This window comes from Promicromonospora xylanilytica, from assembly GCF_054782895.1.
Window position 1 is genome coordinate 831081 of the sequence record NZ_BAAGRP010000007.1, and the last position, 26618, is coordinate 857698.

Here is a 26618-nt window from a genome sequence, read left to right on the forward strand (position 1 = left end):
CCCCGGGAACTCCGTACCCTGAGCGACGTGGAGCGAACAGGTGGGGCACCCAGGCCGCCGGCGGGCGCCCAGCGCCTGCTGGTGGTCGACGACGAGGACACGGTCCGCGAGCTGCTCTCCGCGACCCTGCGGTTCGCCGGGTTCGAGGTGTCGTCGGCGGCCACCGCCGGTGCGGCGGTGGCCGCTGCCGTCGCCGAGCCGCCCGACCTGGTGCTGCTCGACGTCATGCTGCCGGACATGGACGGGTTCGAGGTCGTGCGGCGCCTGCGCGAGCAGCACCCGGGCCGCGCACGCCCCGTACCCGTCCTGTTCCTCACCGCGCGGGGCCGCCAGGCCGACAAGGTCACCGGGCTGTCCCTCGGCGCCGACGACTACGTGACCAAGCCGTTCGACCTGGAGGAGCTGATCGCCCGGATCCGCGCCATCCTGCGCCGCACCGCGGAGCACCCGGCCGACCTGCTGACGGTCGGCGCGCTCGAGCTCGACGCGGAGGGGCACCAGGTGACCCGGTCCGGACGGCCTCTGCGGGTCTCGCCCACCGAGTTCCGGCTGCTGCGCTACCTGATGGAGAACGCGGGGCACGTGGTGTCCAAGGTGCAGATCCTCGACCGGGTATGGAGCTACGACTTCGGCGGCGACGTCAGCATCGTCGACACGTACATCTCCTACCTGCGGCGCAAGGTGGACAACGAGGAGCCCAAGCTCATCCACACCGTGCACGGGGTGGGCTACGTGATGCGGGAGCCGCGGCAGTGAGGCCGCGGCGGCGGTCCTCCCCGGAGCGGTCGGGTCGGTTGTCCCTGCGGCGGTCGTCCCTGCGCGCGCGGCTCCTGGTGATCACCACCGGTCTGCTGCTGGCGGGCCTCAGCCTCATCAGCGCGCTGCTCTCCCAGCACCTGGAGCGGTACCAGCTCGACCGCGTCGACGGCCAGCTGCGGTCCTTCACCGAGCTCGTCTCGCGCGCCTCGCCGGGTACGCCCCTGCGGCTCGACGCGGCCCACGACCTTTTCGGTCCCGCGCTCGACCTGCTCGGCGCCCCGTACCTCGTATATCTGGACGCGGACGGGCAGGTGGACCAGGACCTCCGCTCCGCCGAGCTCGACGGCGACACCCTGCCGGCGCTGGACGACCTGCGTACCGTGCCAACCGACGGCGAGGTCGTCGGCCTCCCGGGCGCCGACGGCGCCGAACGGTGGCGCGCCGCCGCCCGGCCGACCCTCGGCCAGGACGGCACCGTGATCGCGGCCGCGCCGCTCACCGAGAGCGAGGCCACCATCGCAGCGCTCCGCCGCAGCAGCGTGCTCAGCGGCGGCGTGCTGCTCGTCCTGCTGACGGCGGTGGGCTGGCTCGCCCTCGGGCGAGGCCTGCGTCCGCTGCGCCAGATCGAGCACACGGCCGCCTCGATCGCCGGCGGTGACCTCACCCAGCGTGTGCCCGAGCTCGCGCCGCCCGGTACGGAGATCGGCCACCTCGCCGGCTCGCTGAACACCATGCTCGGGCAGCTCGAACAGGCCTTCGCCGACCGCGCCGCGTCCGAGACGCGGATGCGGGACTTCGTCTGGGACGTCAGCCACGAGCTCCGGACCCCGCTCTTCGGCATCAAGGGCTCCACCGAGCTCTACCAGATGGGCGCGCTGCCCGACCGGGCCGACGTCGACGACGCCATGCGACGGATCAACCGCGAGGCCACCCGCCTGGCGGCGCTCACGGAGGACCTCCTGGTCCTCGCCCAGCTGGACGAGGCGCCCGACCAGCTCGACCGGACGCCGATGGACCTGCGCACCCTGGCGAGCGACGCGCGGCTCGACGTGCGGGCGCTGGACCCCACCCGCTCGGTCGACCTCACCGGACCGGGCGGCGACGGGGCGGCGGGGCCCGCCCCCGTCCGCGCCGACGAGGCCCGGCTGCGCCAGGTCGTCACCAACCTCGTGGGGAACGCCGCGGCCCACACGCCCGCGGGGACCGCCGTGCGCATCGGCGTCGGCACCTGCGGTGGCCGCGCCGTGCTCGAGGTCGCGGACGCGGGACCGGGGATGAGCGCCGAACAGGCCGACCGCGCCTTCGACCGCTTCTACCGGGCCGACCGCTCCCGCAACCGGGAGGGCGGGGCGGGTGCCGGACTGGGGCTCGCCATCGCGCGCTCGATCGCACGGGCCCACGGCGGCGACGTCGAGCTGGAGAGCGGCGTCGGGGAGGGCGCCTGCTTCCGGCTGACGCTGCCCCTTGCGGCCTGATCAGAGCATCCGGCCCACGACCCTGCGTCGTACGACCACGCCGACGTGCACGAGGAGCGCGGCGTAGAAGCACAGGTGCGCCACGGCATGGAGCGGGACGAGGTCGCCGCCGCCGGCCACCAGCACGATCCCCGTCGCCGGGACCACGAAGAGCAGCGCGAGCAGGACACGCTCGGTCCGGTGCAGCACCACGCGGTCGGTCTCCGTGAGCCGGTCGTCCCAGGGTGGCAGCGGCGTCGTCCGGCGCCACACCACGCGCAGGACGCCCACCGCCACGATCGCCAGCCCCAGCAGGACGTGCCACCCGGGAAGGGTCAGCCCGCCGCCCGTCAGGTCGCCCGCCCACAGGTCCGACCACGCCGCGCCGACGGCGTCGTCCGCGCGCTCCTCCAGGGCCTCCTGGGCCCCTTCGCACCGGTCCTCGGTTCGGTCGAGCCGCTGTTCCTCGGCATCGGACGTGTCGCCGCCGCTGCGGTCCTCGCCGGCCGGGTCGCAGTCGACGTCTGCCGGGTCGGCCTCGTCGTCCATCACGTACCCGACGGCGAGCTGGGCGAGCAGCAACGCGACGGTCGACCAGTGCAGGACCTTGGTGACGATGCCGTACCCGTGCTCGCCGTTGCGCCACCTCATGCCCGCAACCTCACCGCACCGCGCCCGTGCCGTCCACCCCGAAACCCGCGTGGTCGGTAGAACGTCAGAAGATCGGCAGCTCGGAATGCCGACCTCCTGACGTTCTGCCGACCACGCGGGACGGCTCGGTCGCCGCCGAGTGCGAGCCACCCGGTCCCGTGACACGGTGCGAGAGGGAGCCCAGCGGTCCAGTACCGGCCACGCCCTACCGGACAGGAGACGACGATGACCGACCAGCCCGGCTACGACCCTGCCGAGGACCCGGACGCCGACCCCGCCCAGCTCAACCCGCGCACCGGCGCGGCGGCGGGCGCCGGCCGCGAGGCGAGCGAGAACGCGGGCACCGCCCGAGGCGGCGGTGACGCCGACCAGGGCTACGACCCGGACGCCGACCCCGACGCCGACCCCGACGCTGACCCCGACTCCATGAACCCGAGGACGGACGACCACGCGCACCCCGGGAGCTGACCGCCGATGCGCTCCACATGGTTCACCGACGCGGTCATCTACCAGCTCGACCCGCGCCTGTTCGTCGACTCGGACGACGACGGCTGGGGCGATCTGCCGGGCGTCATCGAGCGCCTGCACTACCTGCGCGGGCTCGGCGCCACCTGCGTGTGGCTGCTGCCGTTCTACGAGTCGCCGTTCCGCGACGGCGGCTACGACGTCGTCGACCACCTCGCCGTGGACCCGCGCCTCGGCGACCTGGCCGACGTCGCACGGCTGCTGGAGACGGCCGACGACCTGGGGCTGCACGTGCTCGTCGAGCTCATCACGCAGCACACGTCGGACCAGCACCCGTGGTTCCAGGAGGCGCGGCGCGACCGGAGCTCGCCGTACCGCGACTACTACGTGTGGTCGGACGAGCCACGCACCGACATCAAGCCGATGTTCCCCGACGTGGAGCCGGACACGTGGACGTGGGACGAGGAGGCGCAGCAGTTCTACCGGCACGCGTTCTACGCGCACGAGCCGGACCTGGCGCTCGACAACCCCCGGGTGCGGGACGAGCTGCACCGGATCGTGTCGTTCTGGCTGCGGATGGGTGTCTCGGGCTTCCGGGTGGACGCGGTCCCCCTGATGCTCGAGCGCGCCATGGCCGCCCGCCCGGACACGGACGGGCAGTGGCTCGTCCGCGACCTGCGTGCGGCGGTGTCCGCGCAGCGCACCGGCGCGGTGCTGCTCGGCGAGGTCGACGTCGAGCCGGACCGCTACGCCGACTACTTCGGGGCCGACGGCGAGCACGGCATGACGATGCTGCTCGACTTCTGGTCGAACAACCACGTCTTCCTCGCCCTGGCACGCGGCGAGGCCGAGCCGCTGGAGCGGGCCCTGCGCGAGCAGCCGGCTCCCCCGCCGGGGTCGACGTACGCGCACTGGCTGCGCAACAACGACGAGCTGGACCTGGAGCGGCTCACCGAGGACGAGCGCCAGGAGGTGCTCGACACGTTCGCCCCGGAGGACTCGATGCGCGTCTACGGCCGGGGCATCCGGCGTCGCCTCGCCCCGATGCTCGGCGGCGACGCACGCCACCTCGCCCTGGCGCACGCGGTGCTGCTCTCCCTGCCGGGGCCGCCCGTGCTGCGGTACGGCGACGAGATCGGGATGGGCGAGAACCTCGACCTGCCGGAGCGGGAGGCCGTCCGCACGCCCATGCAGTGGTCCACGACGCCGTCCGCCGGCTTCTCCCGCGCCCCGCAGGACCGGTTCCAGGCGCCCGTGGTCACCGGCCCCTTCGGCCCCGACCAGGTGAGCGTGGACGAGCAGAACGTGCGCGCCGGGTCGCTGCTGCACCGGGTCGGCGGGCTGGTCCGGGCCCGGCTGGGGATGAGCGAGCTGGGCAGGACCCGGCCCGAGCCGTGGGACGTGGGCGTCTCGTCCGTCCTGGCGCTGCGGTACCAGGTCGAGGAGTCCAGCGTGCTGCTGCTGGCCAACCTGGCCGACGAGGACGTCGAGGCGGTCCTGCCCGCCCAGGAGATCTCGGCCCTGCGCGCGGGGGCGGCACGGTACGTCGACGTGCACGTGGACCAGGACTACCCGCCGGTGGAGACGGACGGCACGATCCCCCTCGCGGGGTTCGGCTACCGGTGGCTGCGCCGCACCATCGACGGCGAGGCGGGCAGCGCGGGCAGCTCCGCCGGCGGCGGGGGCGGCGCGTGACGGTCGTCGGCCTTCACGTCTCCCACGAGCAGCTCCCGCCGGACGAAGGGCTGCGCGTGGCCCGGCTCGCGCAGGACGCCGGGTTCGACGCGGCCATGTGCTCCGACCACCTCGCCCCGTGGAGCGAACGGCAGGGCGAGTCCGGCCTCGCGTGGCCGTGGCTCGGGGCCGCACTGGCGAGCACCCGGCTGTCGTTCGGCACCGTGTGCGCCCCGGGTCAGCGCTACCACCCGGTGGTGGTGGCGCAGGCGGTGGCCACCCTCGGGGCGATGTTCCCCGGCAGGTTCTGGGTGGCCCTCGGCTCGGGCGAGAACCTCAACGAGCACGTGACCGGGCATCCGTGGCCACCGAAGGCGGACCGGGACGCGCGGCTGACGGAGTGCGTCGAGGTGATCCGCGCCCTGCTGCGCGGCGAGGAGGTGGACCACTCCGGTCTGGTGGTCGCGCACCGCGCGCGGCTCTGGACGCTGCCCGAGGTGGTGCCGCCGCTCCTGTGCCCTGCCCTGACGCCGGCCACGGCCGCCCGGCACGCCGCCTGGGCGGACGGCCTGATCACCGTGAACAAGCCCGTCCCGGAGCTGCGCCAGATGGTCGAGGCCTACCGGGAGGCGGGCGGCCGAGGCGAGGTCACGGTGCAGGTGCACCTCTCGTGGGCCCCGGACCTGGCCGAGGCGGAGGCCGTCGCGCTGGACCAGTGGCGCACCAACACCGGCCCCCCGGAGGCCGCCGCCGACACCGCGACGACCGCCGCGTTCGACGCCAGGGCCCGGGACGTCGGGATCGCGGAGGTCCGGCGCGCCGTGCTGGTCTCCGCCGACCTCGGGGAGCTGACGGCGCGCCTGGCCGCCCTGCGCGACGCCGGAGCCGACCGTCTCTACCTGCACCACGTGGGGCGCCGGCAGGACGCGTTCGTCGAGGCGTTCGGTGAGCGCGTCCTGCCTGCGCTGCGTCAGCCCGGCGCCGGTTAGCGTGGTCGCATGGCAGGCACCCTGCCCGACTGGCTCGGCTGGTGGACGAGCGCGGACTACGACGTGGCGCGCACGGTGCTCCAGCGCGGCTTCGGTGCGCTGTACGCCCTCGCGTTCTGGGGCGCGCTGCGCCAGTTCCGGCCCCTGCTCGGGGAGCGCGGGCTCCAGCCGGTTCCTGCCTACGTGGCGCGCACGCACTGGCGCGACGGTCCCTCGCTGTTCCGCTGGCGCTACTCGGACCGGTTGCTCGTCGGCGTCGGGTGGTGCGGCGTGCTGCTGGGGGCGAGCGTCGTCGTGGGGCTGCCGCAGGCGGGACCGTGGTGGGTGCCCGCGCTCGTGTTCCTCACGCTGTGGTGGCTCTACCTGTCGCTGGTCAACGTGGGGCAGACCTTCTACGCGTTCGGCTGGGAGACGCTGCTGTGCGAGGCCGGCCTGCTGGTCGCCTTCCTCGGGTCCGGTGCCGTACCGGTGCCGTTCGTGATGGTCGTCGCGGTGCGCTGGCTGCTGTTCCGCCTGGAGTTCGGCGCCGGCCTGATCAAGTGGCGCGGCGACCCCGCGTGGCGCGACCTGACCGCGCTGTACTACCACCACGAGACCCAGCCGTTGCCCGGCCCCTTCTCGTGGCACGCGCACCACCTGCCCCCCCGGTGGCACCGGTTCGAGGTGGTGGGCACCCACGTGAGCCAGCTGCTGGTGCCGTGGCTCCTCTTCCTGCCCCAGCCGCTGCCGTCCGTCGCCGGCGTGGTGTTCGCCCTCACCCAGGGCTGGCTCGTGCTGACGGGCAACTTCGCGTGGCTCAACTGGGCCACCATCGTGCTCGCCCTCGGGGTGGTCGACGACGGCACCTGGGCCTGGCTCGGCGGGCTGCTCGGCGGGCTGCTCGGCCTGCCCGACGGCGCCGCGGCGGCTCCCGCGGCCGCCGCACCCTCAGCGCCGCTCGCCTTCGTGGCCGTGGTCGGCGCCGTGGCGCTGCTGCTGCTCGTGCTGTCCGTACGGCCCGCGCTCAACCTGGTGTCGCGCCACCAGCGGATGAACGCGAGCTTCGAGCCGTTCCGTCTGGTCAATGCCTACGGCGCCTTCGGTTCGATGACCCGGCACCGGGACGAGATCACCGTGGAGGGCTCCCTCGCCGAGCACCCGGGCCCCGACGACTGGGCCGAGTACGAGTTCCGGGGCAAGCCCGGTCCCCTGGGCCGGCGTCCGCCGCAGGTGGCGCCGTACCACCTGCGGCTGGACTGGCTCATGTGGTTCCTCCCCCTCGGGCACCCCGCCCGGTGGTTCACCGTGTTCCTGCGGCGGCTGCTGGAGGCAGACCCTGCCACCCTGCGACTGCTGCACCGCGACCCGTTCGACGGCCGGCCGCCGCGCACCGTCCGCGCCGTGCTGCACCGGTACCGGTACACCACGCCGGAGGAGCGCGGGCGCACCGGGGACTGGTGGGTGCGCGAGCGGCTCCAGATCGCCGTCGACCCGGTGCGCCTCCCGCGGGCGTAGCTCTGGCCGGCTCCCGACGAGAGGCCTACCGGCCCGAGCCGCCGCCCGCGCGCCGCTGGACGTAGAGCCGGTTGCCCTCCGGCCCTGTCCACTCCAGCCGGACCACGCCGGCCACGGCGGCGTCGTCGACGCGCGACGGGTCGGCCCAGTAGCCCTGCGCCGGGTTGCGGAAGAACGTCGCCCAGGGCTTGCCGCTGCGGTCGAGGAAGATGTTGTTGTGCCCGGCTCCCACGCCGGCGGTCCAGCGCTCGGTGAACGGACCCTCGAAGCTGTCGGACACGGCGACGATGAGGTCGTACTGGTACTGCACGCGGCCGGGCCCCGGCGGGTCGTAGGCGTTCCGCGTGCTCCCGTCGGGGTTGGTCGACGTGCGGTCCCACGCCGCGTGCGACAGGTAGTACCTGCCGCCGTGCTTGAACATGTACGCGCCCTCCAGGTACGGCTCGGGCGTGTACGGCGTCTGCTGGAACGTCGGCAGGTTCGTGGCCGGGACGATGTCCTCCATGTCGTCCCGGAACTTCGCGTAGAGATCGTTGTGCAGCACCAGCCACGCGTCGTCGCCCTCGGAGAAGAGGCTGCCGTCGATGTGGTGGTAGGCACCCGGCTCGATGAAGCGCGGCCCGCCGATGAACGACTCGCCGAACGGCTTCTCGAGGTTGCCCTCGACCAGGCGGTACGGACCTTCGACACCGCCCTCGCTCACCAGCATGAACGAGCCCACCTTGCGCGAGTGGTCCCCCATGCAGGCCACGATGTACCAGGTGCCGCGGAAGTAGTGCACCTCGGGGGCCCAGGTGTTGCCCCGCTTGCCGAACTGGCCGGAGTCGTGCCAGTACTCCTGCCACGGCGCGACGACGGTGCGCCCCGGCCGGTTCTCGTCCACGAACTCGGGCGACCACACCTTGCCCTTGTCCGCGTCGGGCCGGATGCCGGTGGTGTCGACCAGCTTCCACGGTCCGCGCAGGGAGCTGGCCACCCACACGAAGATGCCGTCGTTCCACGGCCCGGCCGCGGACAGTCCCGGAACGCGCGTGGTGCCCGTCGCGACGTAGACGGGCCGCCCGTCGACGACGAAGCAGTTCACGTACGTGTCGCGGATCCAGACCTGACCGCGCTCCTCGTCACGGGGACGAAGCTCCAGCGGCAGGATGAAGGAGTTGTCCTCACGGGGCCACAGGTCGAGCCGGGTGTCCGCGACACCGTACGGCTCGGGGTCGGGCCAGTTGTCCGGGTAGCTCGCGGGGTCGCGGTGCGGTGCGCCGGCGGCGGCTGCCCCCGTGCCCGCCGCTCCCGTGCCCGACGCCGCGGCAGCGGGCTGGGCCCACCCCAGCGCCAGCGAGCCGGCAAGGCCCGCGGCGCCCGCGAGGACCGACCGCCGGTCGACAGGGAACTCGTTCTCGAAGCCAGTCATCTCAGGCGTTCTCCTTCCACGCACGGCGCCGGTGCCGCGCATCGAGAGGGACGCTAACCACAGTCATTTCAACGCTCAAGACGCGACAGAAAGGTTCGTGCATCTGCTGGATCCGTGCGTCTCCTGGTCCTGGCCGAGCCCGCCGCGGCTCATCGCCCGCGTGCCGCCCGCCGACGGCGGCGTGCCTCCGCGGCGCGCTCCACGGCGTCGTCGAGCTCGTCCTCCACGGCGGTGAGGTCGGCTCGTGCCTCGTCAGCGCTCTCCCGCGCGTCGTCGAGTGCCTGGCGGGCCTCGTCGCGCTGCGCCGTGATCCGCTCGATCTCCTGGTCCAGGTGCTCCACGTCGCCCTGCCCGCTCTCGATCGCCTCGGCGGCCGCGCGCAGCCGTTCGCGGACCGCGTCGCGCCGCGACTCCAGCTCGTCGACCCGGGCGGAGGTCTCCTCGACCGCCTGCTCCGCCGCGGCCAGCTCGGCGTCTTCGTCGGCGGTGGCCCGGTCATCGGCGGGTTCGTCGGCTTCCACGGGGTGCAGCGTGACGAGGTCGGCCTCCTCGCCCTGCTCGTCCACGATCCCGAACCCGACGTGCTGCAGGGCCCGCGAGAGTCGCCCGGCCCGGACCGCCGTGGCGGCGTCCGGGTCCATCACGGCCGCGGTGAGCGTCTCCGTCAGGCGGTCCAGCACGGCGGACGACACCGCCCGCCCACGCACCTCGCCGGCCTCGCGAACCGTACGGACCAGGGCGTCGGTGCGCTCCCGACGCAGGTGGTCCAGAGCCCGGAGACGGCCGCGGTCCCGGTCCTGGGTCGCGGACCGCAGCTCGTCACCGAGGTCGGCGAGCGCCGCGATCTCCTCGGGGTGGTCCCGTGCCACCTGGTTGACCACCCATGCGGCGACCGACGGCTTCGGCAGACGCTTGACGCGCTCGGCACCGACCCGGTCGCCGCTGTCGGTGGCCTGCCGGACGGCGGCGTCGCGGGCAGCGACGAACTCGTCGAGCGCTCGGGTGTAGAGCGCGTCGACGGCAGCGTCGAGATCGGTCGGGTCCTGCGCTGGCACGCTCCTACGGTGGCACGACGGTGCCGCCCCACGCGACCGCCGGGCGCCGGTCGGGTGCCGGTCGGAGGGCATGCTGTCCGGGCAGAGCCGGCCCTACAGCGTCGGCACCAGCAACGTGCTCAGCTCGCCCGAACCGAGATGGACCAACGCCTTACCGGGGGCGACCTGGGACTGGACCGCCGACCGCGGCAGGCTCACCCCGACCAGGTCACCGTCGAACCGGTCCTGCGGGCTGAGCAGCGCGCCCCGGCGGCTCTTCTTGGCGTCGACCTGCCAGCCGGAGAACCCTCCCGCGATCTCGGAGGCGTCGCCGCCGAGGATCAGCCCGCGCTGGTTGTCGGAGGCGGTGCGCAGGTAGGCCCGCAGCCACGTCTTCGCGGGGGCGTCGGTCACCAGCTCGCCGTCGTCGACCACCAGCACCACCGGCGTGCCGTCGGGGTCGAGGTGGGGCGCGAGGTCCTCCTCGGTGACCTCGGGGTCGGTGAGGACCGCGCGCACACCGTCCCGGCCCGCGAAGTCGCGCAGGACGCTCGCCCGTGGCGCCAGCACCACCACCTGGGTACCGCCGCGCAGCAGGGACTCCGTCATGACGGCGAGCATCGTGGACCGACCGGACCGGGACGGCCCTGCCACGAGGAAGGCCGGCGCGTCGTTCGCCAGGTCCATGCCGAACGCCGCCAGGTCGTCACCGCCCACGCCGAGCAGGGCCCACATCGGCTGGGCCGCCTCCCGGCCGACGTACTGGTAGGCGGCGTCCACGGTGATCGTCGACGGCAGGTCGTCCACGCGGAACGGTCCGGTGCCGGGGGCCACGTCCGAACGTTCACGGATCTCGGCCGCCGTCCGGCGGGCCGCCGCCGTCTGCGCGCGACCCGACGGGTCGTCCCCGAGGATCGCCACCTGGACCTCCAGCCCGTTGCCGGACCTGAAGCCGCGGCCCGGCTGGATCTCCTCGGGCAGCTTCTTGTGGTTGATGCCGGCCATGCCGTAGTCGAAGCGGTCGGTGAGGCGCAGCACGACGGCGTCGTCGGTCAGCACGCTCATCCGGCTCGAGAGCAGGCTGCGGTCGCCGGCCACCAGGAGGTGGATGCCTGCGCCCGCGCCGTCGCGCAGGAGCTCGTGGACGGCCTCGACGAGCGCACCGCTGTCGACCTCCCCGTAGCTGCTCATGAAGCTTTCCCAGCGGTCGATCAGCACGAGCACCCGGGGCAGCCGCTCAGCGGGGTCGGCGAGCTCGCGCTGTTCGGTGACGCTCGCGTAGTTCCCTGCCGAGAGCACCTGCTGACGGTGCCCGAGCTCGGTCAGGAGCCGCGCGAGGAGTCGTTGGGTCCGGTCGGTCTGCCCGCGCTGGACCACCGCGCCGGTGTGCGGCAGCTCGTTGAGCACCATCAGCGCTCCGTTGCCGCAGTCGATCGCGTACAGGTGCAGGTCGGCCACCGGCATGGCGGACGCCGCGGCGAACGCCGTGGTGCGCAGCGTGGTCGAGCGCCCGCTGCCCGACGCCCCGATCACGTACCGGTGACCGAAGCTGTCCAGGTCGATGACGGCCGGGCCCTGGTGCTGGGCCGCCGGCGAGTCCTCGACGGCCCAGGCGAACGCCGACGGCGACGCGGGCTGCTCGATCTCGGAGAGCTGCAGCAGGTCTGCCAGCGGCGGCAGCCACGGCCGGCGGGGTTCCGGCCACTCGCCCGCCCGCGCCGTCTCCCGCAGGGTCTCGACGAGGGCGGCGAGGTCGGTCTCGACGTCCTGCTTGCGCTTGGTGCGCGGCCGCATCGGCGGGGCGCCCCCGAGGTCGGCGACGGCCACGCGCGCGACGAACGGGGCCTCCACCTGCCCGACGTCGGTCAGGGACAGCCGGCGCCCACCCACGCGGGCCGACTGGAAGGGGATCACGGAGGCGTGGCCGAGGCGGGCGTAGGCCCGCCCGGGCTGCGACTTGGCGATCTCCGCGGCCTCCGGCGCGTCGATGACGTCCTTCGACTCCCCCTTGTCCGTCATCCGCAGGGCGACCCGCAGGTTGGTGTTGGCGCGGATCTCGGGCGAGATGACGCCGGAGGGGCGCTGCGTGGCGAGGATGAGGTGGATGCCGAGCGACCGGCCCCGCTGGGCGATGTTGACCAGACCGGAGACGAAGTCGGGCAGCTCCCGTGCCATCGAGGCGAACTCGTCGATGACGATCAGGAGCCGGGGCAGCGTCGGGCCGACGTACCCACGGCTCTGCGCGTCGAGGTAGTCCTCGAGGTCCTTCGCACCCGCGTCCGCCAGCACGTGCTCCCGGAACGTGAGCTCGGCCTTGAGGGAGTCCAGGGCACGTTCCACGAGGTGGGAGTCCAGGTCGGTGACCATGCCGACGGTGTGCGGCAGCTGCTCGCACTGGCTGAACGCCGCGCCGCCCTTGTAGTCGACGAGCACGAAGTTCATGGTCTCGGGCGTGTTCACCACCGCGAGCGACGCGACGACGGTCTGCAGGAACTCGGACTTGCCCGAACCGGTGGTGCCGCCGACCAGGGCGTGCGGCCCGTCACGCACCATGTCGAGGGCGAACGGCCCGTCCAGCGACACGCCGATCACCGCCTCGGTGCTGCCCTTCCCGCCGTTCGAGATGGCGCGCCACCTGGCCACCATCTGCTCGGCGTCGACCTCCTCGATACCGAGCACCTCGACCAGGCGGGCCGAGTCGGGGATCAGGCCCTCGCCCTCGGCGGCGGTCACGTCGTGCACGGCGGCGACGGCGCGCGCCACGGGTTCGAACCAGTCGTCGGTCACCTCGTCGACCAGCACGGAGCGCAGGTCGTCGGCGTCCTGCCTGCGCAGCGTCATACCGCCGTCGACACGGGCCAGCGCGACGGCGGTGCACTCCTCGGGCAGGAGCTGCTCGTCGCCGTCCAGGCACACGACGCTCACGCCCACGCCGGGGCCGTCCCGCAGGATCGACACCACGCCGGGCAGCGCGCGCAGCCGCCGGGCGCCGTCGAGCACCACGACCACCTGCGGGCCGGACAGGACCTTGGCGCTCGACGCGTCCATGGCGGCCCGGCGCTGGGTGATCAGGGAGGTCACCTCGGCGACGCGGGCCGCCAGTGTCTCCGTGGTGGTCCCGAGCAGTGCGACGGCCGCCTGCCCGAACGCCGGGCGCACGTGCGGCAGCCACGCCGCCCAGGCCCACTCCTGCACGTGCTCGGAGCTGGTCAGCACGTAGACCTGGACGTCGCGCGGGCTCTGCAGCACCCCGAGCTGACCCACGATCCAGCGGGCACGACGCCGCGGCCAGTCCCCCGGACCGGCGAGGCCGACCACGCCGGCCTCCCGGAGCGGCACCGTCACGGGCACCGACCGCACGGTCGCGCGCGTCTTGCGGCGGTGCTCCGGCTCGGCGCTGTCCTCCACCTCGACCCGGCTGGTCGCGTCGGCGAGACCGAGCCGGACGACCAGGTGGTCGCCGTCGGTACTGCGACGCTCCCAGAGACGCCGCGTCGGGGTGGTGGCGATCAGCCGCAGCTCGGCGGCTCCGGGGCTGGAGACCCGGCGCCGGTGCTGCTCGCGCCGCACGGCGTCCAGGACCTCCTCCTCGAGGGCCGCACGCTCCTCGGCGTGCTCCTTCAGGCGCTCCTTGTGCGTGGTGACGCCGTTGCGCTTCTGCATCCACCAGTTGCCCCATCCCATCAGCGGTGAGGCCAGGGCGAACAGCAGGTAGTACGGCGACTGGAACACGAACGCCATCGTGATGCCCAGCACCGCGGGCATGGCCATGGCGAGCCACGGCAGCGGGTTGCGGGCGGGCGGGGAGGGCTCGGCGGGCAGGCGGAAGTGCGTCGCTGGCATGGGGGGCAGCAGCCGCGGTGGCCGGTTGTAGTCGAGGTGGCCGGGCTGGGCGGCGGGACGCAGGTCGGCGTCGGGCCGTGTGGCCGGCTGGACCGTGAGCACGCAGCCGCCGATGCGGAGCTGCGTGCCGGTGGCCCAAGGGGCCTCGTCCTCGCCCAGGGGATCATCCAGCCGGTCCAGGTGGACCTGCGACGCGGCGGACCGGGGATCCGGCACGCGGCGCACCCGCACCCCGCCGTCCAGCGCGACGACGACGGCGATCGCGGCCAGCCCGCCCTCGCGCGGCTCGTCGACGCGGACCCGCCCGTCGTGCCCCACCTGCACGACGGACTCCCCGACGCCGAGCCGGACCACCGCGCCGGCGCTGGCGCCGCCCGTGACGCACAGGTCGACGGGACCACCCGTCACGCCGTGCGCCCCGGCCGGGTCGGCGGTGAACGTGACCACGGCGCCGTCCCGGACCCCCGACGACGCCACGAGCACGTCGTCGCCCGTGCCGTAGCGCGTGGGCACGGGGAACCCGTCCACGTACATCGTGCTGCCTCGTGGCGCGCCCACCTCGGCGGCCAGTCGTTCGCCCAGGTCCTCGGCCGTCGTGCGCTCGTCCAGGTCGAGGGACAGCAGCACGTCGCGCACCCCGTACCGCGCCGTGATCAGTGCCTGCATCTCACTCGCCTCCCCGCCGCACGGCGGTCTGCTCGTCGTAGCGCACGTCGGGCAGGAACCCGCTGCGCAGCCAGCCGTCGTCCCCCGCGGTGAACCGCCACCGCGCCGACGGCGCGGAGCCGAGCACGATCACCACCCACGTGAACTCCGCTGCGGTGAACCGGGCCGCGAGCATGTCCTGCTGCGCCGCGGAGGGCGCCTGCGACAGGACCAGTACGCCGCCCTGCCCCACCTCCAGCTCGGGGGCCACCTGCTCGATCCCCGCGAGATGCTCCACCTGCTCCGGCTGGGGCAGCCCGTTGCCGACCATGACCACGCGCGGGTCGTCCGACCAGGGGTTGCCGGTCAGCTCGCCGAGCCAGCGGCGCAGCACCTCGTGCCGGGCCCGCGTGGGGCCGTCGAGGCTGATCACGCCTCGTGCCGACGCGAAGTCCACCAGCACCCGGCCCGTCTCGCTCATGCCCACGTTGACCAGCCGGGCGAACCGTGCCGTCGAGCCGTCCGACGCCAGCCCCGACTGCAGCCGCGCCAGCGGCGCCGCCCAGCTCTGCCCGTCCTCGCTCACCGCCCACGGCTCAGGGGCCGGGGCCGCCGGGTTGGTCAGCCGCAGCCGCAGCGAGCTGCCCTCGATGAACACGCCGGTGATGGCGGGCAGCTCCAGCCCGTCCCGCTCGCACGCGGCCATCAGCACCCGTAGCGACCGGTCGACCGTCCACGCGGCCGAGGTGTCGGTGCGCAGCAGGCTGTCGTCGAACGGTTCCTGGCGCTTGCGGCGCCGCAGGAGCCAGACGGCCAGCCAGACCAGCGCCGCGAGCGCCAGGCCCGCGCCGACCACGTACCAGGCCGGGCCGATGGGGGTAGCGCTCGTCGCCTCGTCGATGCCGGCCACCTCGACGGTCGGCTCGGGGGACGGCTCGGCCGACGGAGACGCGGAGGCCGACGGAGACGGCTCCTCGAAGCCGGGCAACGGGCCGAACGTCAGCTCCTCGCCCGACGCGTCCTTGGGCATCTTGAGCACCCACCCGGCCGTCAGCGTGCGCGGATCGGTCAGGAACTTCCCGTCGGGCTGCCGGTGCCCCTCGGTCAGCTCCGCGATCTCGGGCCACCGGTTCCGGTCCCGGAGGAACCGCTCGGCGATGTCGTTCAGCTTCTCGACCTTGCCGTCCGGCTCCTTGCCGACCACGTAGTAGAGGACGGATCCCGGCGGGCCGGTGCGCTCCGGCACCAGCGGGGCCGACGTCACCGGTGCCGGGGCGGCCGCTGGTGCCGGCGACGACGTCGACGGCTCGGCCTCCGGCTCGGAGGCCGACGGCTCGGGTTCCGCGACCTTCTTGGACGGCGTGGGCTCAGGTTCCTTCTTCGGGGGCGCCGGGTCGCCGTAGACCCGCATCTCCCAGATCGAGTTGCCCGCGGTACCGACCCTGGCGGTGGAGTACATCCGCACGAACCGGCCCTTGCCCTCGATGAGGATCACGTCCGTGCCGCCGTCGGCGCCGGCCGTGGACCAGTGCTGCTCCCAGATCTCGCCGTCCGCGGACAGCTCGATGGCGTACGCCGTCGAGTGGGACACCTCCCAGTCGATCTCGACCCGGCGCACCACCGTGGACCGCCCCAGGTCGACGCGCAGCCACTGCGGGTCGCTGAAACCGCTGGACCAGCGCGTCCCGGGGTCGCCGTCCACCGCCTGGCGCGCGGGAAAGTCGGGCTTCTCGAGCGACGACGCCACCGCGGGCCTGCCCTGCGAGAGCAGGACCGGATCGGGCACGTCGGCCGCCGCAGGCAGCACGGGAACCAGCACAGGGGCCAGCAGGACCGTCAGGGTCGCGGCCACGAGGGCGCGCAGGGCCCTGGTTCCTCGCACGTCACTCACCCGCACGTCGCACCGCCGTCTGCTCGGTGTACCGCACGTCGGGCAGGAACCCGCTGCGCAACCAGCCGTCCTCGGTCGCCGTGAGCCGCCACTTCGCCGACGCGGTCTCACCCAGCACGATCACCACCCAGCCGAAGCCGGGGGTGGCGAACCGGGCGGCGAGAAGGTCCTGCTGCGCCGCCGACGGCGCCTGCGAGAGCACCAGCACGCCACCGCCCACCGCGTCGAGCTCCGGCACCACCTGCTCGATCGCGGACAGCCGCTCCGCGAGCTCCGGCTGGGGCAGTCCGTTGCCGACCATGAGCACGCGCGGGTCGTCGGACCACGGGTTGCCGGTCAGCTCACCCAACCAGCGGCGCAGCACCTCGTGCCGCGCACGGGTCGGACCGTCCAGGCTGATCACGCCACGCGCCGACGCGAAGTCCACCAGCACCCTGCCGCTCTCGCCCACACCGATCGTGACCAGGCGCGCGAACCGCACGGTCGAGTCCTCCGACGCCGGTGCCGACTGCAGTCTCGCGAGCGGCGCCGACCAGCTCTGCCCGTCCTCGTTCGCCACCCACGGCGCAGGCGCGGGCGAGGCCGGGCTGCCGAGGCGGAGCCGCATGGCCGCGCCCTCGATGAACACCCCGGTGACCGACGGCAGGTCCAGGCCGTCCCGTTCGCATGCGGCGACCAGCACCCGCAGGGCCCTGTCCACCATCCACGCGGCCGACGTGTCGGTCCGCAGCAGGCTGTCGTCGAACGGCTCCGCCCTGCCCGCCCGCCGGCGGCGTACCAGGAGCAGACCGCCGAAGGCAGCGGCGCCCAGCAGCACGACCGCACCACCGGTGACAAGGACGGGCAGCAGCCAGGACGGTCCGCCCGCTGCGTCCGCGACGCCCGCCGGAGCGCTCGCCTCGACCGGAGCGCTCGCCTCGGCGGCCGGACTCGGTCCCGGCAGCGGACCGCGCCGCAGCCCCGGGCCCTCCGCGTCCGGCGGGAGCTGAAGCGCCCAGCCGACCTCGACGACGTCCATGTCCGTGAGCGCCCCGCCGTCCGGCTGGGTACGGCCCTCGTTGAGCCGGAAGATCTCCGGGTGCCGCTCGCCGTCGCCCAGAAAGCGCTCGGCGATCAGGTACAGGTACTCCGTCTCGCCCTCCGGCGTGCGGCCGACCACGTAGTACGGCACGGCGGGTGCCGCCGTCGCCTCCGCCGCGCCGCCCCCGATCGACGGCGCCTTCGGCAGCGCACCGAGCTCGACGCCCTCCCCCGTGGCGTCGTCGGGCAGCTGCAGCACCCAGCCCGGCAGGAGGACGGCGGGGTCGGTGAGGGAGCCGCCGTCCGGCTGCGTACGTCCCTCGTTGAGCTGGAAGATCTCCTCGAACCGGTTGCCGTCGCCGAGGAGCCGCTGGGCGATGTCGAACAGGAACTCCTGCTCGCCGTTCGGCCCGGTCTTCACCACGTAGTACTTGACCGTGGCGCCGTCGTCGTCAGCGGCTTCCCTGCTCAGGGCCGGCCGGTCCAGGGCGGGCGCGCCGCCAGGCCCCGCCGTGGCCGGCCAGGCCGCGCCGGCCGTCGTGAACAGGGCGGCCGCCGCGAGTGCAGCAGCGGCTCGTTGGGCGTGGTGCACGGTTGCTCCGTCTTCAGATGTGTCGCGTCGGGCAAGAGGTTCGGTCGGTCGTCCCGGTCGTCCGGGCTCACACGGTGGTGCCGGGGACGCCTCGCTCGGGCAGGTTCAGCGGGGTCGTCCCGGGGCCGGCCCACCGGAAGGTCGTCATGACGGCGTCGAAGAAGAAGACGAGGGCCTCGGCGAGCCGCTCACCCTCGTCGCTGTTCCAGACGGTGCTGAACGAGAGGGCGAGCCATTCGCCCTCCGCGTCGTCGCGGGACACCACGTACACGACCTGCCGGGTCGACACCTCGGGCAGGTCACCCTCCGGGTGCGCGTCGATCGTCGTCTCGACGACGCGGACGCCCGGCCGACCGTCGACCTCGACCAGCTCGCTCTCCTCGTAGTCGTCGGCCACGACCTCCGACACCACCTCGAGCGGGTTGGCACCGGGATCGCTGACCAGCTCCAGCTCGGTGAGGGAGGCGGGGACGATCACGCCGTTCATGGGTTCGGTCGGCAGGTAGACGGCGCCGGCTCCCGCCGCGCGCGCATCGGCGAGTGACGCACGCAGGCCGTCGGCCAGCATGCGCCGGTGCGGTTCCGCCGAGTCGCGCGGCAGGTCGGCGGGCAGCGCCCTGGCGACGACCTCCTCGATCGCCTCGTCCAGCTCGCGGAGGTACTCCTCGGCGGTCGGGAAGCGGACCCAGCCGGGCGGGAGCAGGAGGGCCCACGAGTCGGTCGGCCGTCCGTCGGTGAGCCGTGCGTCGGTGGTCGTGTCGGTCACGGGGTGCTCCTGGTGATGAGTACGGCCGGCAGCAGCTCGTCCAGCAGCTCGACCATCGCCGGGCCGTTGAGCAGGTCGTGCGAGCGCCACTGGAGCACCGTGTCGACCACGGCGTCCGGATGCTCGGTGCGCCGGCCCAGTGCCACGCTCATCCAGGCGGCGCCCGTCTCGGGGTCGAGGTCCATCCGGATCACGCGCATGCCGTCGCCGTCGGGCAGGGCGAGGTGCTCGGTCCTCGGTGGGGCCACCGGGCTGCCGCCGGTCGCGCCGAGGGCCGTCATCAGGTCGTCCCCTGGGTCGTCCGGCGGCTCGACACCAACCGTGACCAGCACAGGGACGGGCGCCTGGTCCAGCACACCCCAGGTGGCCACGACGACGGCGCCCGCGTCGATCACACCGTCGGCGAACGCACGCAGGCCGGCCACCGACTCGGTGGCGACACGGTCACGGAGCGCCTCGAGGACCTCGTCCGGTGCCTCGTCACCCTCGGGTGCGGGGCCGTCGTCGAACGATGCCCTGACGATGGCTGCCGCCTCCGCCTCCCACATCGCGATCAGGTCGGGGGGCAGGGCACCGGTCGCAGGGACGAGCAGCCAGCCCTCTGGCGGGTCGACCCGCCAGGTCCATCCGTCGCGCGCCATCAGACCGGGTTCTCACTGGTCGGCCCGGAATAGGTGGCGTCGTGCCAGCCCGAGTTGCTGTTCCGCTGGTCGTTCGGGTTCAGGACGGACGGGTTCAACATGCTGAAGGGCCGCCCGAACCAGCCGAGCGTGTACGAGATCGGGCCGACGTACATCCACGGCTTGATCTGGAAGATCGAGCCGAACAGGCCGACGTTGCCCGCGATCTTGCTCACGTCCCTGATGTCGCTGATGCCGATGAGGCGGTCCCAGCGGTAGTTGCCAGGGATCCCCTTGAAGCCGTCGGCGAACTGCGCCTTGAAGCGGCTGACGTCCACCCTGAACACCCACTTCGGATCCTTGAAGACGTGCCACCAGCCAGGACTCACCTCGGTCTTGGCGAGAAAGGCCTTGATGTTCTTGGCCTCGAGCACCACCTTCGACAGCCGCTCGCTGATCATCGCGCTGATGTTCGGGCGGCCCGCCTGCGTGCTGACGCGCAAGATCCGCAGGTTCTTCAGGATGTCGATGTTCAGCCGGTCCAGCTTCGCGGTGGCCCCCTTCGTCAGCCCGAGCTTCTGCACGTGCTTGAGGTTGCTCGCCATCTTCGCCGCGATACCGATCCCGACGAGGCTGAGCACGCCGAAGATCACACCGATCCAGCTGCCCTCACCCTGGGCGGCGAGGATGAAGCTCGCGGCGAGTGACACCACGGCGACCCCGATGCCGATGAACGCGATGAAGTTCAGCCCTGGTACCAGGATCGCCAGCACCGCGAGCGCCAACCCGATGTACGTCAGGATCTCGACCAGCTTCTTGAGGAACTTGTTGAGCCGGTGCACGAAGGCGTCCCAGCCCGAGGTGTGCAGGCCGTCGACGTGCCAGTTCTCACGGATCTTGGCGGCGGCCGTCTCAGCGGCGACCCGGAGCGCCTCGAGAGCAGAGGCCACCTTCTGCTTCGCCGCCGCGATGCCGGAGCCGGCGTTGTCGATGGCAGCCTTGCGGTCCGCCGACTCCTTCTTCTCCGTGTCGGTCAGCGGCTTGGCGTCGTCCGGCCGCGGCGCGCTGACCGGATCGGGCATGTTCTCGGCGGCCTGGAGGTCACTGCTGGCGCTCTCCGCCTCGGTCAGGGCGTTCCAGGTGTCGGTACGCGCCGTGGTCAGCGCCGGCTCGTAGCCGTCGAGCGCCGTGTACACGTCGGCGTACCGGCCGGCCGCCTTGTCGAGCGCCCCTGCGCTCTCCCGTGCGCGCTTGCGCAGGGCGTCCGCCGACTGGCCCTTGAGGAGACGGACGTCGCCGTCGCCGATCCTCTTGAGCAGGGCTGCCTGCTCGGTCATCGCCTCGGAGATCTTCTTGTAGTGGGCGATGACCTTGTCCAGCTCCGATGGATCGGCCGGGACCGGGTCCGAGTCGTGATCGACCAGCGACCAGTTTCCCTGGCGGGCGGCGCTCATCCGTCTCCTGTTCTGCTGCTCTACTTCTTGTCGAAGGTGGAGGTCAGCTGGTCCTCCGTGTCGGTCCAGGTCTTCGCGGCCTCGTCCATCTTCTTGGTGAGGTTGCTGAGCTGTTCCTGGAGCTTCTCCCGCTTGACCCACCAGTCGTCGATGAAGTCGTCCATGGCTCGCTTCACGACCTCATGACCCCAGACGGCGCCGCCGTCCCACAGCTTCGACATGTCCTTGAACTCGTCGTTGATGGCCTTGAGATCCCTTGCGGAGTCCTCGAGGACCTCCTTGGTGACGACAAGGTCTGCCACGGCTACTTGTTCAGGGCGTTGGCGAGTTCCTCATCGGTCTTGCGCAGCGCCTCGGCGGCCTGCTTCAGGTACTCGCCGATGCCGGTGAGGCCCTCCATGACCTGCTTGCCACCCTTGTCGAGCTCCTTGTAGGACTCGTCGAACCGCTTGGAGGACTTGTCGGTGACGTAGCCGTCCTGCACCAGGTTGTCCACCATCGACCGAAGCTGGTCCAGCTTGGCCTGCATGTCGTCCGACTCCTGCTTGATCCGCTGTGCGGCGTCTTCCATCTCCTGGAAGGTGACCTTGATGTTGGCCATGGCGGGACCCCTTGTTCGTGTCGTGGACTGTTCATGTGTCGTGGACTCGTGCTTCGCAATCGTCACCAATCGGACCAACCGGACGGCCAATCAGACGTGAACGCCGAGCCAACGGCGCACGACGCACCGACGACGGCCCCCGGTTTCACCCGAGGGCTGTCGTCGTGATCCAGAAAAGCGCCCCTCACCAGGGGCTTTGTCAAGGGCTGTCGAACAGTCCGGTCAGCAGTGCGCCAGGAACGGACGGTCCTTGAACCGCCGGTCGAGGAACACCAGCACACCGGGGGCAGCGGTCACCATCGTCGTGACGTGCTCCCCGAGGTGCCACTCCCACCGCACGTCCGCACCCGCCGCGCAGTACTCGTCGCGCAGCGTCCGTGCCTGCCTCGGAGCGACGATCTCGTCGAGCGTGCCGTGATAGAGGTGGATCGGGACGTCCGGCGGGTTCGCCCCGAGCCGGTTCTCGGCGGCCCGCGCCTGCCAGGCGGGCGTCAGCAGCGGGTTCGTCGTCGTGAACATGCCGATGTTCTGGAACGCGTGCCCCAGGACGGCGTCCACGCAGGCGTCCTGCTCCCTCTCGTACGTCTCGCGGCCGCGCTCGTTGAGGTAGTCCTCGAGATCCAGCTCGGGGTAGGCGGCGTCCAGCCCGTAGGCGGCCATCAGCAGAAAGCCGAACCCGACCCCTCCGTCGAGCCCCTCGGCCACCTCGTTGAGGTCGGCAGGCACGCCGCCCGCCGCGACGCCGACCAGGTCGAGCTCCGGCGCGTAGCTCGGCTGGAGCTCACCCGCCCACATCGCTCCCCCGCCACCCTGCGAGTAGCCGGAGAACGCCACCTTGCCGCCGGCCTCGAGCCCGGTGGCGGGCAGGTTCGTGGCAGCCCGCACCATGTCGATGACGGCCCGCCCTTCCGACTGCCCGACGACGTAGGTGTGCATGCCCGGCGTGCCGAGACCCTCGTAGTCGGTCACCACCACCGCCCAGCCGGCCAGCAGCATCGGCTCGATGAAGGGGCGCTCGTAGTCGAGCCAGCGCGACGGCGCACACGCGTCACCGACACCACGCGTGCCGCTCGCCACCGAGACGATCGGCCGCGGGCCCTCGCCGCGCCACGGCGTGTTCGGCACGAGGACACGCCCCGTCACGGGGACGTCCACGCCGGTCGCGTTCGTCGAGTGGTACATCAGCAGGTAGTTGCGCGCAGTGAGCCACCGCGGCTCCTCGCGCCACCGGACCACCTCCCCGTCCTGCCCGTCCGGCAGGGGCGACGGCGGGGTGTAGAACGCGTCGGCGGTGGTGGCCTGGTCCGGGATGACGGGGACGTCGGGCACGTCGGTGCCGGGGAGGGCTGTGCCGGGGAGGGCTGTGCCGGAGAGGGCGGTACCGGGCGCGGCTGTCGCGGGGGCCGCCGCGAGGGCTGCCGCGGGGGCCAGGGGTGCGATCGCGGGGGCCGGGGCTGCGGTCGCAGGGACGGCGGCCACGGCCGGCAGCGCAACCGCCGCCAGCGCCGCGACGACGGCGGTCCAGCGGCGCGCCCTGCGACGTCGGGCAGCCGGCGGAGGCGCGAACTGGGCGTGCGAATCGGTGTCGAGCGGCATCGGATCTCCTCGTTGAGGTCCACCGGCGTTCGGTCCTGAGCGCCAGGGTCCGCGCGCGGACCGCTACTGACTGTAACCGCAATAGTGCCGCAGCAGAAACGCTGAGTGCTCTTCCCGCACCAGGGCGGCCGAGAACTGGGGCCCGTTGCTGTGCCCGGCCCTCCTGACTTCGGTCAGTTGCCCGCCCGCAGAGATGAGTTCGGTCGGTTGCGATGAGATCGGTCATTTGATTGACCGATCTCATCGCAACCGACCGAACTCAAGGTGTCGGCGCAGCAACCGACCGAACTCAAGGAGCCGGCGCGGAGCCAGCGCGGAGCGGGCGCGGAGCCAGCGCGGAGCCAGCGCGGACCCGGCGCGGGCGCCGGCGCGGAGTCCCTAGCCCTTGACCGCCGCCGGCGCCGCGACGGCAGCCACCTCGGCGCGCTCCACCAGCGAGGCGACGAGGGCCGCGAGCGGAACGAGCACCAGGTTGCCGAGCAGCATGGTGCGCAGGAACGGCAGCCCGGCCACATAGCTGGCGAGCAGCCCGTCCGGCGTCGCCGGGTACATCCCGTCCATGAGCCAGACCCCGAAGTTGGTCCAGGCGAAGAACCAGAGCGAGCCGCCCACGCCGAGGCCGAGCGCCGCGACATACCGGCTGGGGCCCCGCAGGTGGCGGGCGAGGATCGCACCCGCACCGACCACCGCCCAGGCCGACCAGGTGAACCACATGATCTGGGTGTTGCCGAGCACGGCGTCGCTCACCGCGACCACCGCGAACGGGACCACGGCGGCCCACCGGTTGCGCAGCAGCAGCACCGCGAGGAACGTCGCGGCGGTAGCGATCTCGAGGTTCGGCGGCGCGCCCAGGTCCGGGGCGACCAGCCGCCACAGCACCGCGACCGCCAGCACCAGGACCACGGTCGCCGGCCGCCACCAGCGGTGGGCCAGCTCCCGGACCGTCAGGTCACGACGACGGGCCTCCGGGTTCAGCGGTTCCGCGTTCAGTAGGTCTCGAGCGTCCACGTGATCTCCTGACCGTCCGTCGTCTCCAGTGTGCCCGCTCCGACCTGCGCCGGCTCGCCGTCCACCGACAGCGACCAGAACTCGCTCTTCCCGTCGTCCGCCGCACGACCGCCGATGGCTGTCACGAAGGCGTTCTCGCCCTTGCCTGTCACCTCGGCCGACGGGTCCGCCTCGAGCAGCAGCTCCAGGGCGGTCGACCCGGTGCGTCCGGGGTAGGAGAGGGTCTCGGCGCCGTCGGAGGCCGTCGCGCTGGGCGACGCGCTCGCGGAGGCCGTGTCCGACGGCGCGCCGACCGTCGCGGAGGTCGTCGCGGACGTCGTCGTCTCCGGCTCCGCCGTGCTGCCGCAGGAAGCGAGCAGGCCCGTCAGGAGCAGGGCGGAGGCTGCCGCACGGGCAGCCCAGAGCGGACGGCGAGAAGTCGTGTTCACGCCGGCGAGTGTAGGTCGGACGGCGCCACGCGCGCCGACCGTCCCAGCACTCGGGTCAGATGTCGATGCGCGAGCGGTCCAGCTCGGCCGCACCGGCGATGAGGAACTCCTTGCGGGGGGCCACGTCGGTGCCCATCAGGAGCTCGAACGCACGCTCCGCCGCCTCCGCGTGCGCCGCCGTGACCCGGCGCAGGGTGCGGTGCCGCGGATCCATGGTGGTCTCCGCGAGCTGGTCGGCGTCCATCTCCCCCAGACCCTTGTACCGCTGGATGTCGGGCTTGTACCGGCGGCCGGCCTTGTCCAGCTTCTTGAGCGTCGCGACCAGCTCGGCCTCGGAGTACGTGTAGATGTACTCGTTCTTGCGCCGGCCGTTGCCGATCACCTCGACGCGGTGCAGCGGAGGGACCGCGGCGAAGACGCGGCCGGCCTCCACCATCGGCTTCATGTACCGGTAGAACAGCGTCAGCAGGAGCGTGCGGATGTGCGCGCCGTCCACGTCGGCGTCGGTCATCATGATGATCTTGCCGTAGCGGGCCGCCTCGATGTCGAAGGACCGGCCGGAGCCGGCACCGAGCACCTGGATGATCGCCGCGCACTCCGCGTTGCGGAGCATGTCGCTGATCGACGCCTTCTGGACGTTGAGGATCTTGCCGCGGATCGGCAGCAGCGCCTGGAAGTCGCTGGACCGCGCGAGCTTGGCGGTACCGAGCGCGCTGTCACCCTCGACGATGAACAGCTCGGAGCGCTCCACGTCGTTCGAGCGGCAGTCGGCCAGCTTGGCGGGCAGCGAGGAGGTCTCCAGCGCGTTCTTGCGGCGCGAGATCTCCTTCTGCTTACGGGCCGTGATACGCGCCCGCATCTCGGCGACGACCTTGTCGAGCAGCAGCGAGGCCTGCGTCTTCTCGTCGCGCTTGGTGGAGGTGAGGCGCGCCTGGATCTCCTTCTCGACCACCCGGGAGACGATCTGGCGCACCGGTCCGGTGCCCAGCACCTCCTTGGTCTGTCCCTCGAACTGCGGCTCGGACAGGCGCACGGTCACCACGGCGGTCAGCCCGGCGAGCACGTCGTCCTTCTCGATGCGCTCGGCGCCGTCCTTGGTGGACACCTTGAGCTTGCGCGCGTTGGTCTCCACGCCCTTGCGGATCACCTTGAGCAGACCCTGCTCGAACCCGGTCAGGTGGGTGCCGCCCTTGGGCGTCGAGATGATGTTGACGAAGGAGCGCACCTCGGTGTCGTAGCCCGTGCCCCAGCGCAGCGCGATGTCCACCTCGCAGTCGCGCTGCAGCTCGCGCGGCGACATGTGGCCACGCTCGTCCAGCACCGGGACGGTCTCCTTGAACGTGCCGGAGCCCTGCAGCACCCACGTCGCCGTGACCGGCGAGTCGGGCGCGAGGAACTCGACGAAGTCGGCGGCGCCACCGCTGTGCTTGAAGACCTCCTCGTGCGGCCCGCCCTCGCCGGGCGTGCCGGGCAGCCCCCGCTCGTCGCGCACCGTGATCTCGAGGCCGGGCACCAGGAACGTCGTCTGGCGCACGCGGGTGACCAGCTCGTCGTAGCTGAAGACCGCGGACTTGGGGAAGATCTGCCGGTCGGCCCAGTAGCGCACGCGGGTGCCGGTGCGGCTGCGCGGCACCTTGCCCACCACACCGAGCTCGGAGTGGTCCACGAACGGCTGGAACGCCGCGTCGGGGTTGGGCCCGGAGTCCGGGTCGGAGAACTTGCCCGGCTCGCCGCGGTGAAAGGTCATCCGGTACGTCTTGCCGCCGCGGTCCACCTCGACGTCGAGGCGCGCGGACAGCGCGTTCACGACGGAGGCGCCGACACCGTGCAGACCACCGGACGCCTGGTAGGAGCCGCCGCCGAACTTACCGCCGGCGTGCAGCTTGGTGTAGACCACCTCGACACCGCTCAGACCCGTCTTGGGCTCGATGTCGACCGGGATGCCGCGACCGTCGTCGGTCACCGTCACCGACGTGTCCGCGTGCAGCACGATGCCGATCTTCGTGGCGTACCCGCCCAGGGCCTCGTCGACGGAGTTGTCGATGACTTCCCAGAGGCAGTGCATCAGGCCACGGGAGTCGGTGGTCCCGATGTACATGCCGGGACGCTTACGAACCGCCTCGAGACCCTCGAGGACGGACAGGTGGCGAGCGGTGTACGACTCGGACGTTGCGGTCACGGCGACAGCGTAGACGAGGTCACCCACAACCTCGGCGAGGCGCT

21 protein-coding genes are annotated in these 26618 nt (G+C 72.6%); 6 read left to right on the top strand and 15 right to left on the bottom strand.

The window, feature by feature from the left end:
* Positions 1-27 precede the first annotated feature (27 nt).
* Both ACYVK7_RS11540 and ACYVK7_RS11545 read left to right on the top strand, forming a co-directional pair.
* The gene (locus ACYVK7_RS11540) at positions 28-756 is read left to right on the top strand and encodes a response regulator transcription factor (protein WP_460887821.1); all 729 of its coding nucleotides are present in this window, start codon (positions 28-30) and stop codon (positions 754-756) included.
* A gap of 38 nt (positions 757-794) precedes the next feature.
* Positions 795-2234: a sensor histidine kinase gene (locus ACYVK7_RS11545; RefSeq protein WP_460887822.1), complete on the top strand. Its 1440-nt coding sequence runs from the start codon at positions 795-797 to the stop codon at positions 2232-2234.
* On the opposite strand, the gene ACYVK7_RS11550 is transcribed toward ACYVK7_RS11545, so the two are convergent.
* Positions 2235-2864 carry a cytochrome b gene (locus ACYVK7_RS11550; protein ID WP_460887823.1) on the bottom strand — a complete coding sequence of 210 codons (630 nt, stop codon included), beginning with the start codon at positions 2862-2864 and terminating at the stop codon, positions 2235-2237. It lies immediately after the preceding gene.
* 225 nt (positions 2865-3089) lie between these two features.
* Between ACYVK7_RS11550 and ACYVK7_RS11555 the strand changes: the two genes are divergently transcribed.
* The 4 genes from ACYVK7_RS11555 to ACYVK7_RS11570 are packed head-to-tail and all read left to right on the top strand — an operon-like array spanning position 3090 to position 7486.
* The gene (locus tag ACYVK7_RS11555) at positions 3090-3332 is read left to right on the top strand and encodes a hypothetical protein (RefSeq protein WP_460887824.1); all 243 of its coding nucleotides are present in this window, start codon (positions 3090-3092) and stop codon (positions 3330-3332) included.
* A 6-nt stretch (positions 3333-3338) separates the two neighbouring features.
* Positions 3339-5024: an alpha-amylase family protein gene (locus ACYVK7_RS11560; RefSeq protein ID WP_460887825.1), complete on the top strand. Its 1686-nt coding sequence runs from the start codon at positions 3339-3341 to the stop codon at positions 5022-5024.
* Positions 5021-5992, top strand: a complete 972-nt coding sequence (locus ACYVK7_RS11565) for a TIGR03885 family FMN-dependent LLM class oxidoreductase (protein WP_460887826.1) — start codon at positions 5021-5023, stop codon at positions 5990-5992. Before ACYVK7_RS11560 ends, ACYVK7_RS11565 begins: the two co-directional genes overlap by 4 nt.
* A 9-nt stretch (positions 5993-6001) precedes the next feature.
* The gene (locus ACYVK7_RS11570; protein WP_460887827.1) at positions 6002-7486 is read left to right on the top strand and encodes a lipase maturation factor family protein; all 1485 of its coding nucleotides are present in this window, start codon (positions 6002-6004) and stop codon (positions 7484-7486) included.
* A 25-nt stretch (positions 7487-7511) separates the two neighbouring features.
* Here the strand turns inward: ACYVK7_RS11570 and ACYVK7_RS11575 are convergent, their stop codons facing one another.
* The 14 genes from ACYVK7_RS11575 to ACYVK7_RS11640 all read right to left on the bottom strand — a co-directional run bounded on the left by ACYVK7_RS11575 (position 7512) and on the right by ACYVK7_RS11640 (position 26574).
* Positions 7512-8897: a family 43 glycosylhydrolase gene (locus ACYVK7_RS11575; protein ID WP_460887828.1), complete on the bottom strand. Its 1386-nt coding sequence runs from the start codon at positions 8895-8897 to the stop codon at positions 7512-7514.
* Between the two features lie 149 nt (positions 8898-9046).
* Complete coding sequence (locus ACYVK7_RS11580; protein WP_460887829.1) at positions 9047-9952, bottom strand: hypothetical protein; 906 nt, start codon at positions 9950-9952, stop codon at positions 9047-9049.
* Positions 9953-10045: 93 nt separating this feature from the next.
* The gene (locus ACYVK7_RS11585) at positions 10046-14440 is read right to left on the bottom strand and encodes an FtsK/SpoIIIE domain-containing protein (RefSeq protein WP_460887830.1); all 4395 of its coding nucleotides are present in this window, start codon (positions 14438-14440) and stop codon (positions 10046-10048) included.
* Between the two features lies 1 nt (position 14441).
* Positions 14442-16301: a discoidin domain-containing protein gene (locus ACYVK7_RS11590; RefSeq protein WP_460887831.1), complete on the bottom strand. Its 1860-nt coding sequence runs from the start codon at positions 16299-16301 to the stop codon at positions 14442-14444.
* Between the two features lies 1 nt (position 16302).
* On the bottom strand, positions 16303-17922 hold the full coding sequence (locus ACYVK7_RS11595; RefSeq protein WP_460887832.1) for a LysM peptidoglycan-binding domain-containing protein: 1620 nt from the start codon (positions 17920-17922) through the stop codon (positions 16303-16305).
* 67 nt (positions 17923-17989) lie between these two features.
* Entirely contained in the window at positions 17990-18688 is a 699-nt protein-coding gene (locus tag ACYVK7_RS11600; protein ID WP_460887833.1) for a hypothetical protein, read from the bottom strand.
* Positions 18685-19329, bottom strand: coding sequence for a hypothetical protein (locus tag ACYVK7_RS11605; RefSeq protein WP_460887834.1), 645 nt, complete (start codon positions 19327-19329; stop codon positions 18685-18687). Before ACYVK7_RS11605 ends, ACYVK7_RS11600 begins: the two co-directional genes overlap by 4 nt.
* Positions 19329-20762, bottom strand: coding sequence for an NfeD family protein (locus tag ACYVK7_RS11610; RefSeq protein ID WP_460887835.1), 1434 nt, complete (start codon positions 20760-20762; stop codon positions 19329-19331). Before ACYVK7_RS11610 ends, ACYVK7_RS11605 begins: the two co-directional genes overlap by 1 nt.
* Before the next feature lie 20 nt (positions 20763-20782).
* On the bottom strand, positions 20783-21064 hold the full coding sequence (locus ACYVK7_RS11615; protein WP_460887836.1) for a hypothetical protein: 282 nt from the start codon (positions 21062-21064) through the stop codon (positions 20783-20785).
* A gap of 2 nt (positions 21065-21066) precedes the next feature.
* Positions 21067-21363, bottom strand: coding sequence for a WXG100 family type VII secretion target (locus ACYVK7_RS11620; protein WP_460887837.1), 297 nt, complete (start codon positions 21361-21363; stop codon positions 21067-21069).
* A gap of 222 nt (positions 21364-21585) precedes the next feature.
* Positions 21586-22959, bottom strand: coding sequence for a lipase family protein (locus ACYVK7_RS11625; RefSeq protein ID WP_460887838.1), 1374 nt, complete (start codon positions 22957-22959; stop codon positions 21586-21588).
* Between the two features lie 378 nt (positions 22960-23337).
* Complete coding sequence (locus ACYVK7_RS11630) at positions 23338-23967, bottom strand: DUF6580 family putative transport protein (RefSeq protein WP_460887839.1); 630 nt, start codon at positions 23965-23967, stop codon at positions 23338-23340.
* The gene (locus ACYVK7_RS11635; RefSeq protein WP_460887840.1) at positions 23946-24395 is read right to left on the bottom strand and encodes a DUF4430 domain-containing protein; all 450 of its coding nucleotides are present in this window, start codon (positions 24393-24395) and stop codon (positions 23946-23948) included. Before ACYVK7_RS11635 ends, ACYVK7_RS11630 begins: the two co-directional genes overlap by 22 nt.
* Before the next feature lie 55 nt (positions 24396-24450).
* Positions 24451-26574 carry a DNA gyrase/topoisomerase IV subunit B gene (locus ACYVK7_RS11640; RefSeq protein ID WP_460887841.1) on the bottom strand — a complete coding sequence of 708 codons (2124 nt, stop codon included), beginning with the start codon at positions 26572-26574 and terminating at the stop codon, positions 24451-24453.
* Positions 26575-26618 lie beyond the last annotated feature (44 nt).

What these genes read in the sequence shown, in the direction of transcription:
- ACYVK7_RS11550 (WP_460887823.1), bottom strand. Translation starts at nt 2,864, where the DNA reads ATGAGGTGGCGCAACGGCGAGCACGGGTACGGCATCGTCACCAAGGTC.
- ACYVK7_RS11555 (WP_460887824.1), top strand. Translation starts at nt 3,090, where the DNA reads ATGACCGACCAGCCCGGCTACGACCCTGCCGAGGACCCGGACGCCGAC.
- ACYVK7_RS11560 (WP_460887825.1), top strand. Translation starts at nt 3,339, where the DNA reads ATGCGCTCCACATGGTTCACCGACGCGGTCATCTACCAGCTCGACCCG.
- ACYVK7_RS11570 (WP_460887827.1), top strand. Translation starts at nt 6,002, where the DNA reads ATGGCAGGCACCCTGCCCGACTGGCTCGGCTGGTGGACGAGCGCGGAC.
- ACYVK7_RS11575 (WP_460887828.1), bottom strand. Translation starts at nt 8,897, where the DNA reads ATGACTGGCTTCGAGAACGAGTTCCCTGTCGACCGGCGGTCGGTCCTC.
- ACYVK7_RS11585 (WP_460887830.1), bottom strand. Translation starts at nt 14,440, where the DNA reads ATGCAGGCACTGATCACGGCGCGGTACGGGGTGCGCGACGTGCTGCTG.
- ACYVK7_RS11605 (WP_460887834.1), bottom strand. Translation starts at nt 19,329, where the DNA reads ATGGCGCGCGACGGATGGACCTGGCGGGTCGACCCGCCAGAGGGCTGG.
- ACYVK7_RS11610 (WP_460887835.1), bottom strand. Translation starts at nt 20,762, where the DNA reads ATGAGCGCCGCCCGCCAGGGAAACTGGTCGCTGGTCGATCACGACTCG.
- ACYVK7_RS11620 (WP_460887837.1), bottom strand. Translation starts at nt 21,363, where the DNA reads ATGGCCAACATCAAGGTCACCTTCCAGGAGATGGAAGACGCCGCACAG.
- ACYVK7_RS11625 (WP_460887838.1), bottom strand. Translation starts at nt 22,959, where the DNA reads ATGCCGCTCGACACCGATTCGCACGCCCAGTTCGCGCCTCCGCCGGCT.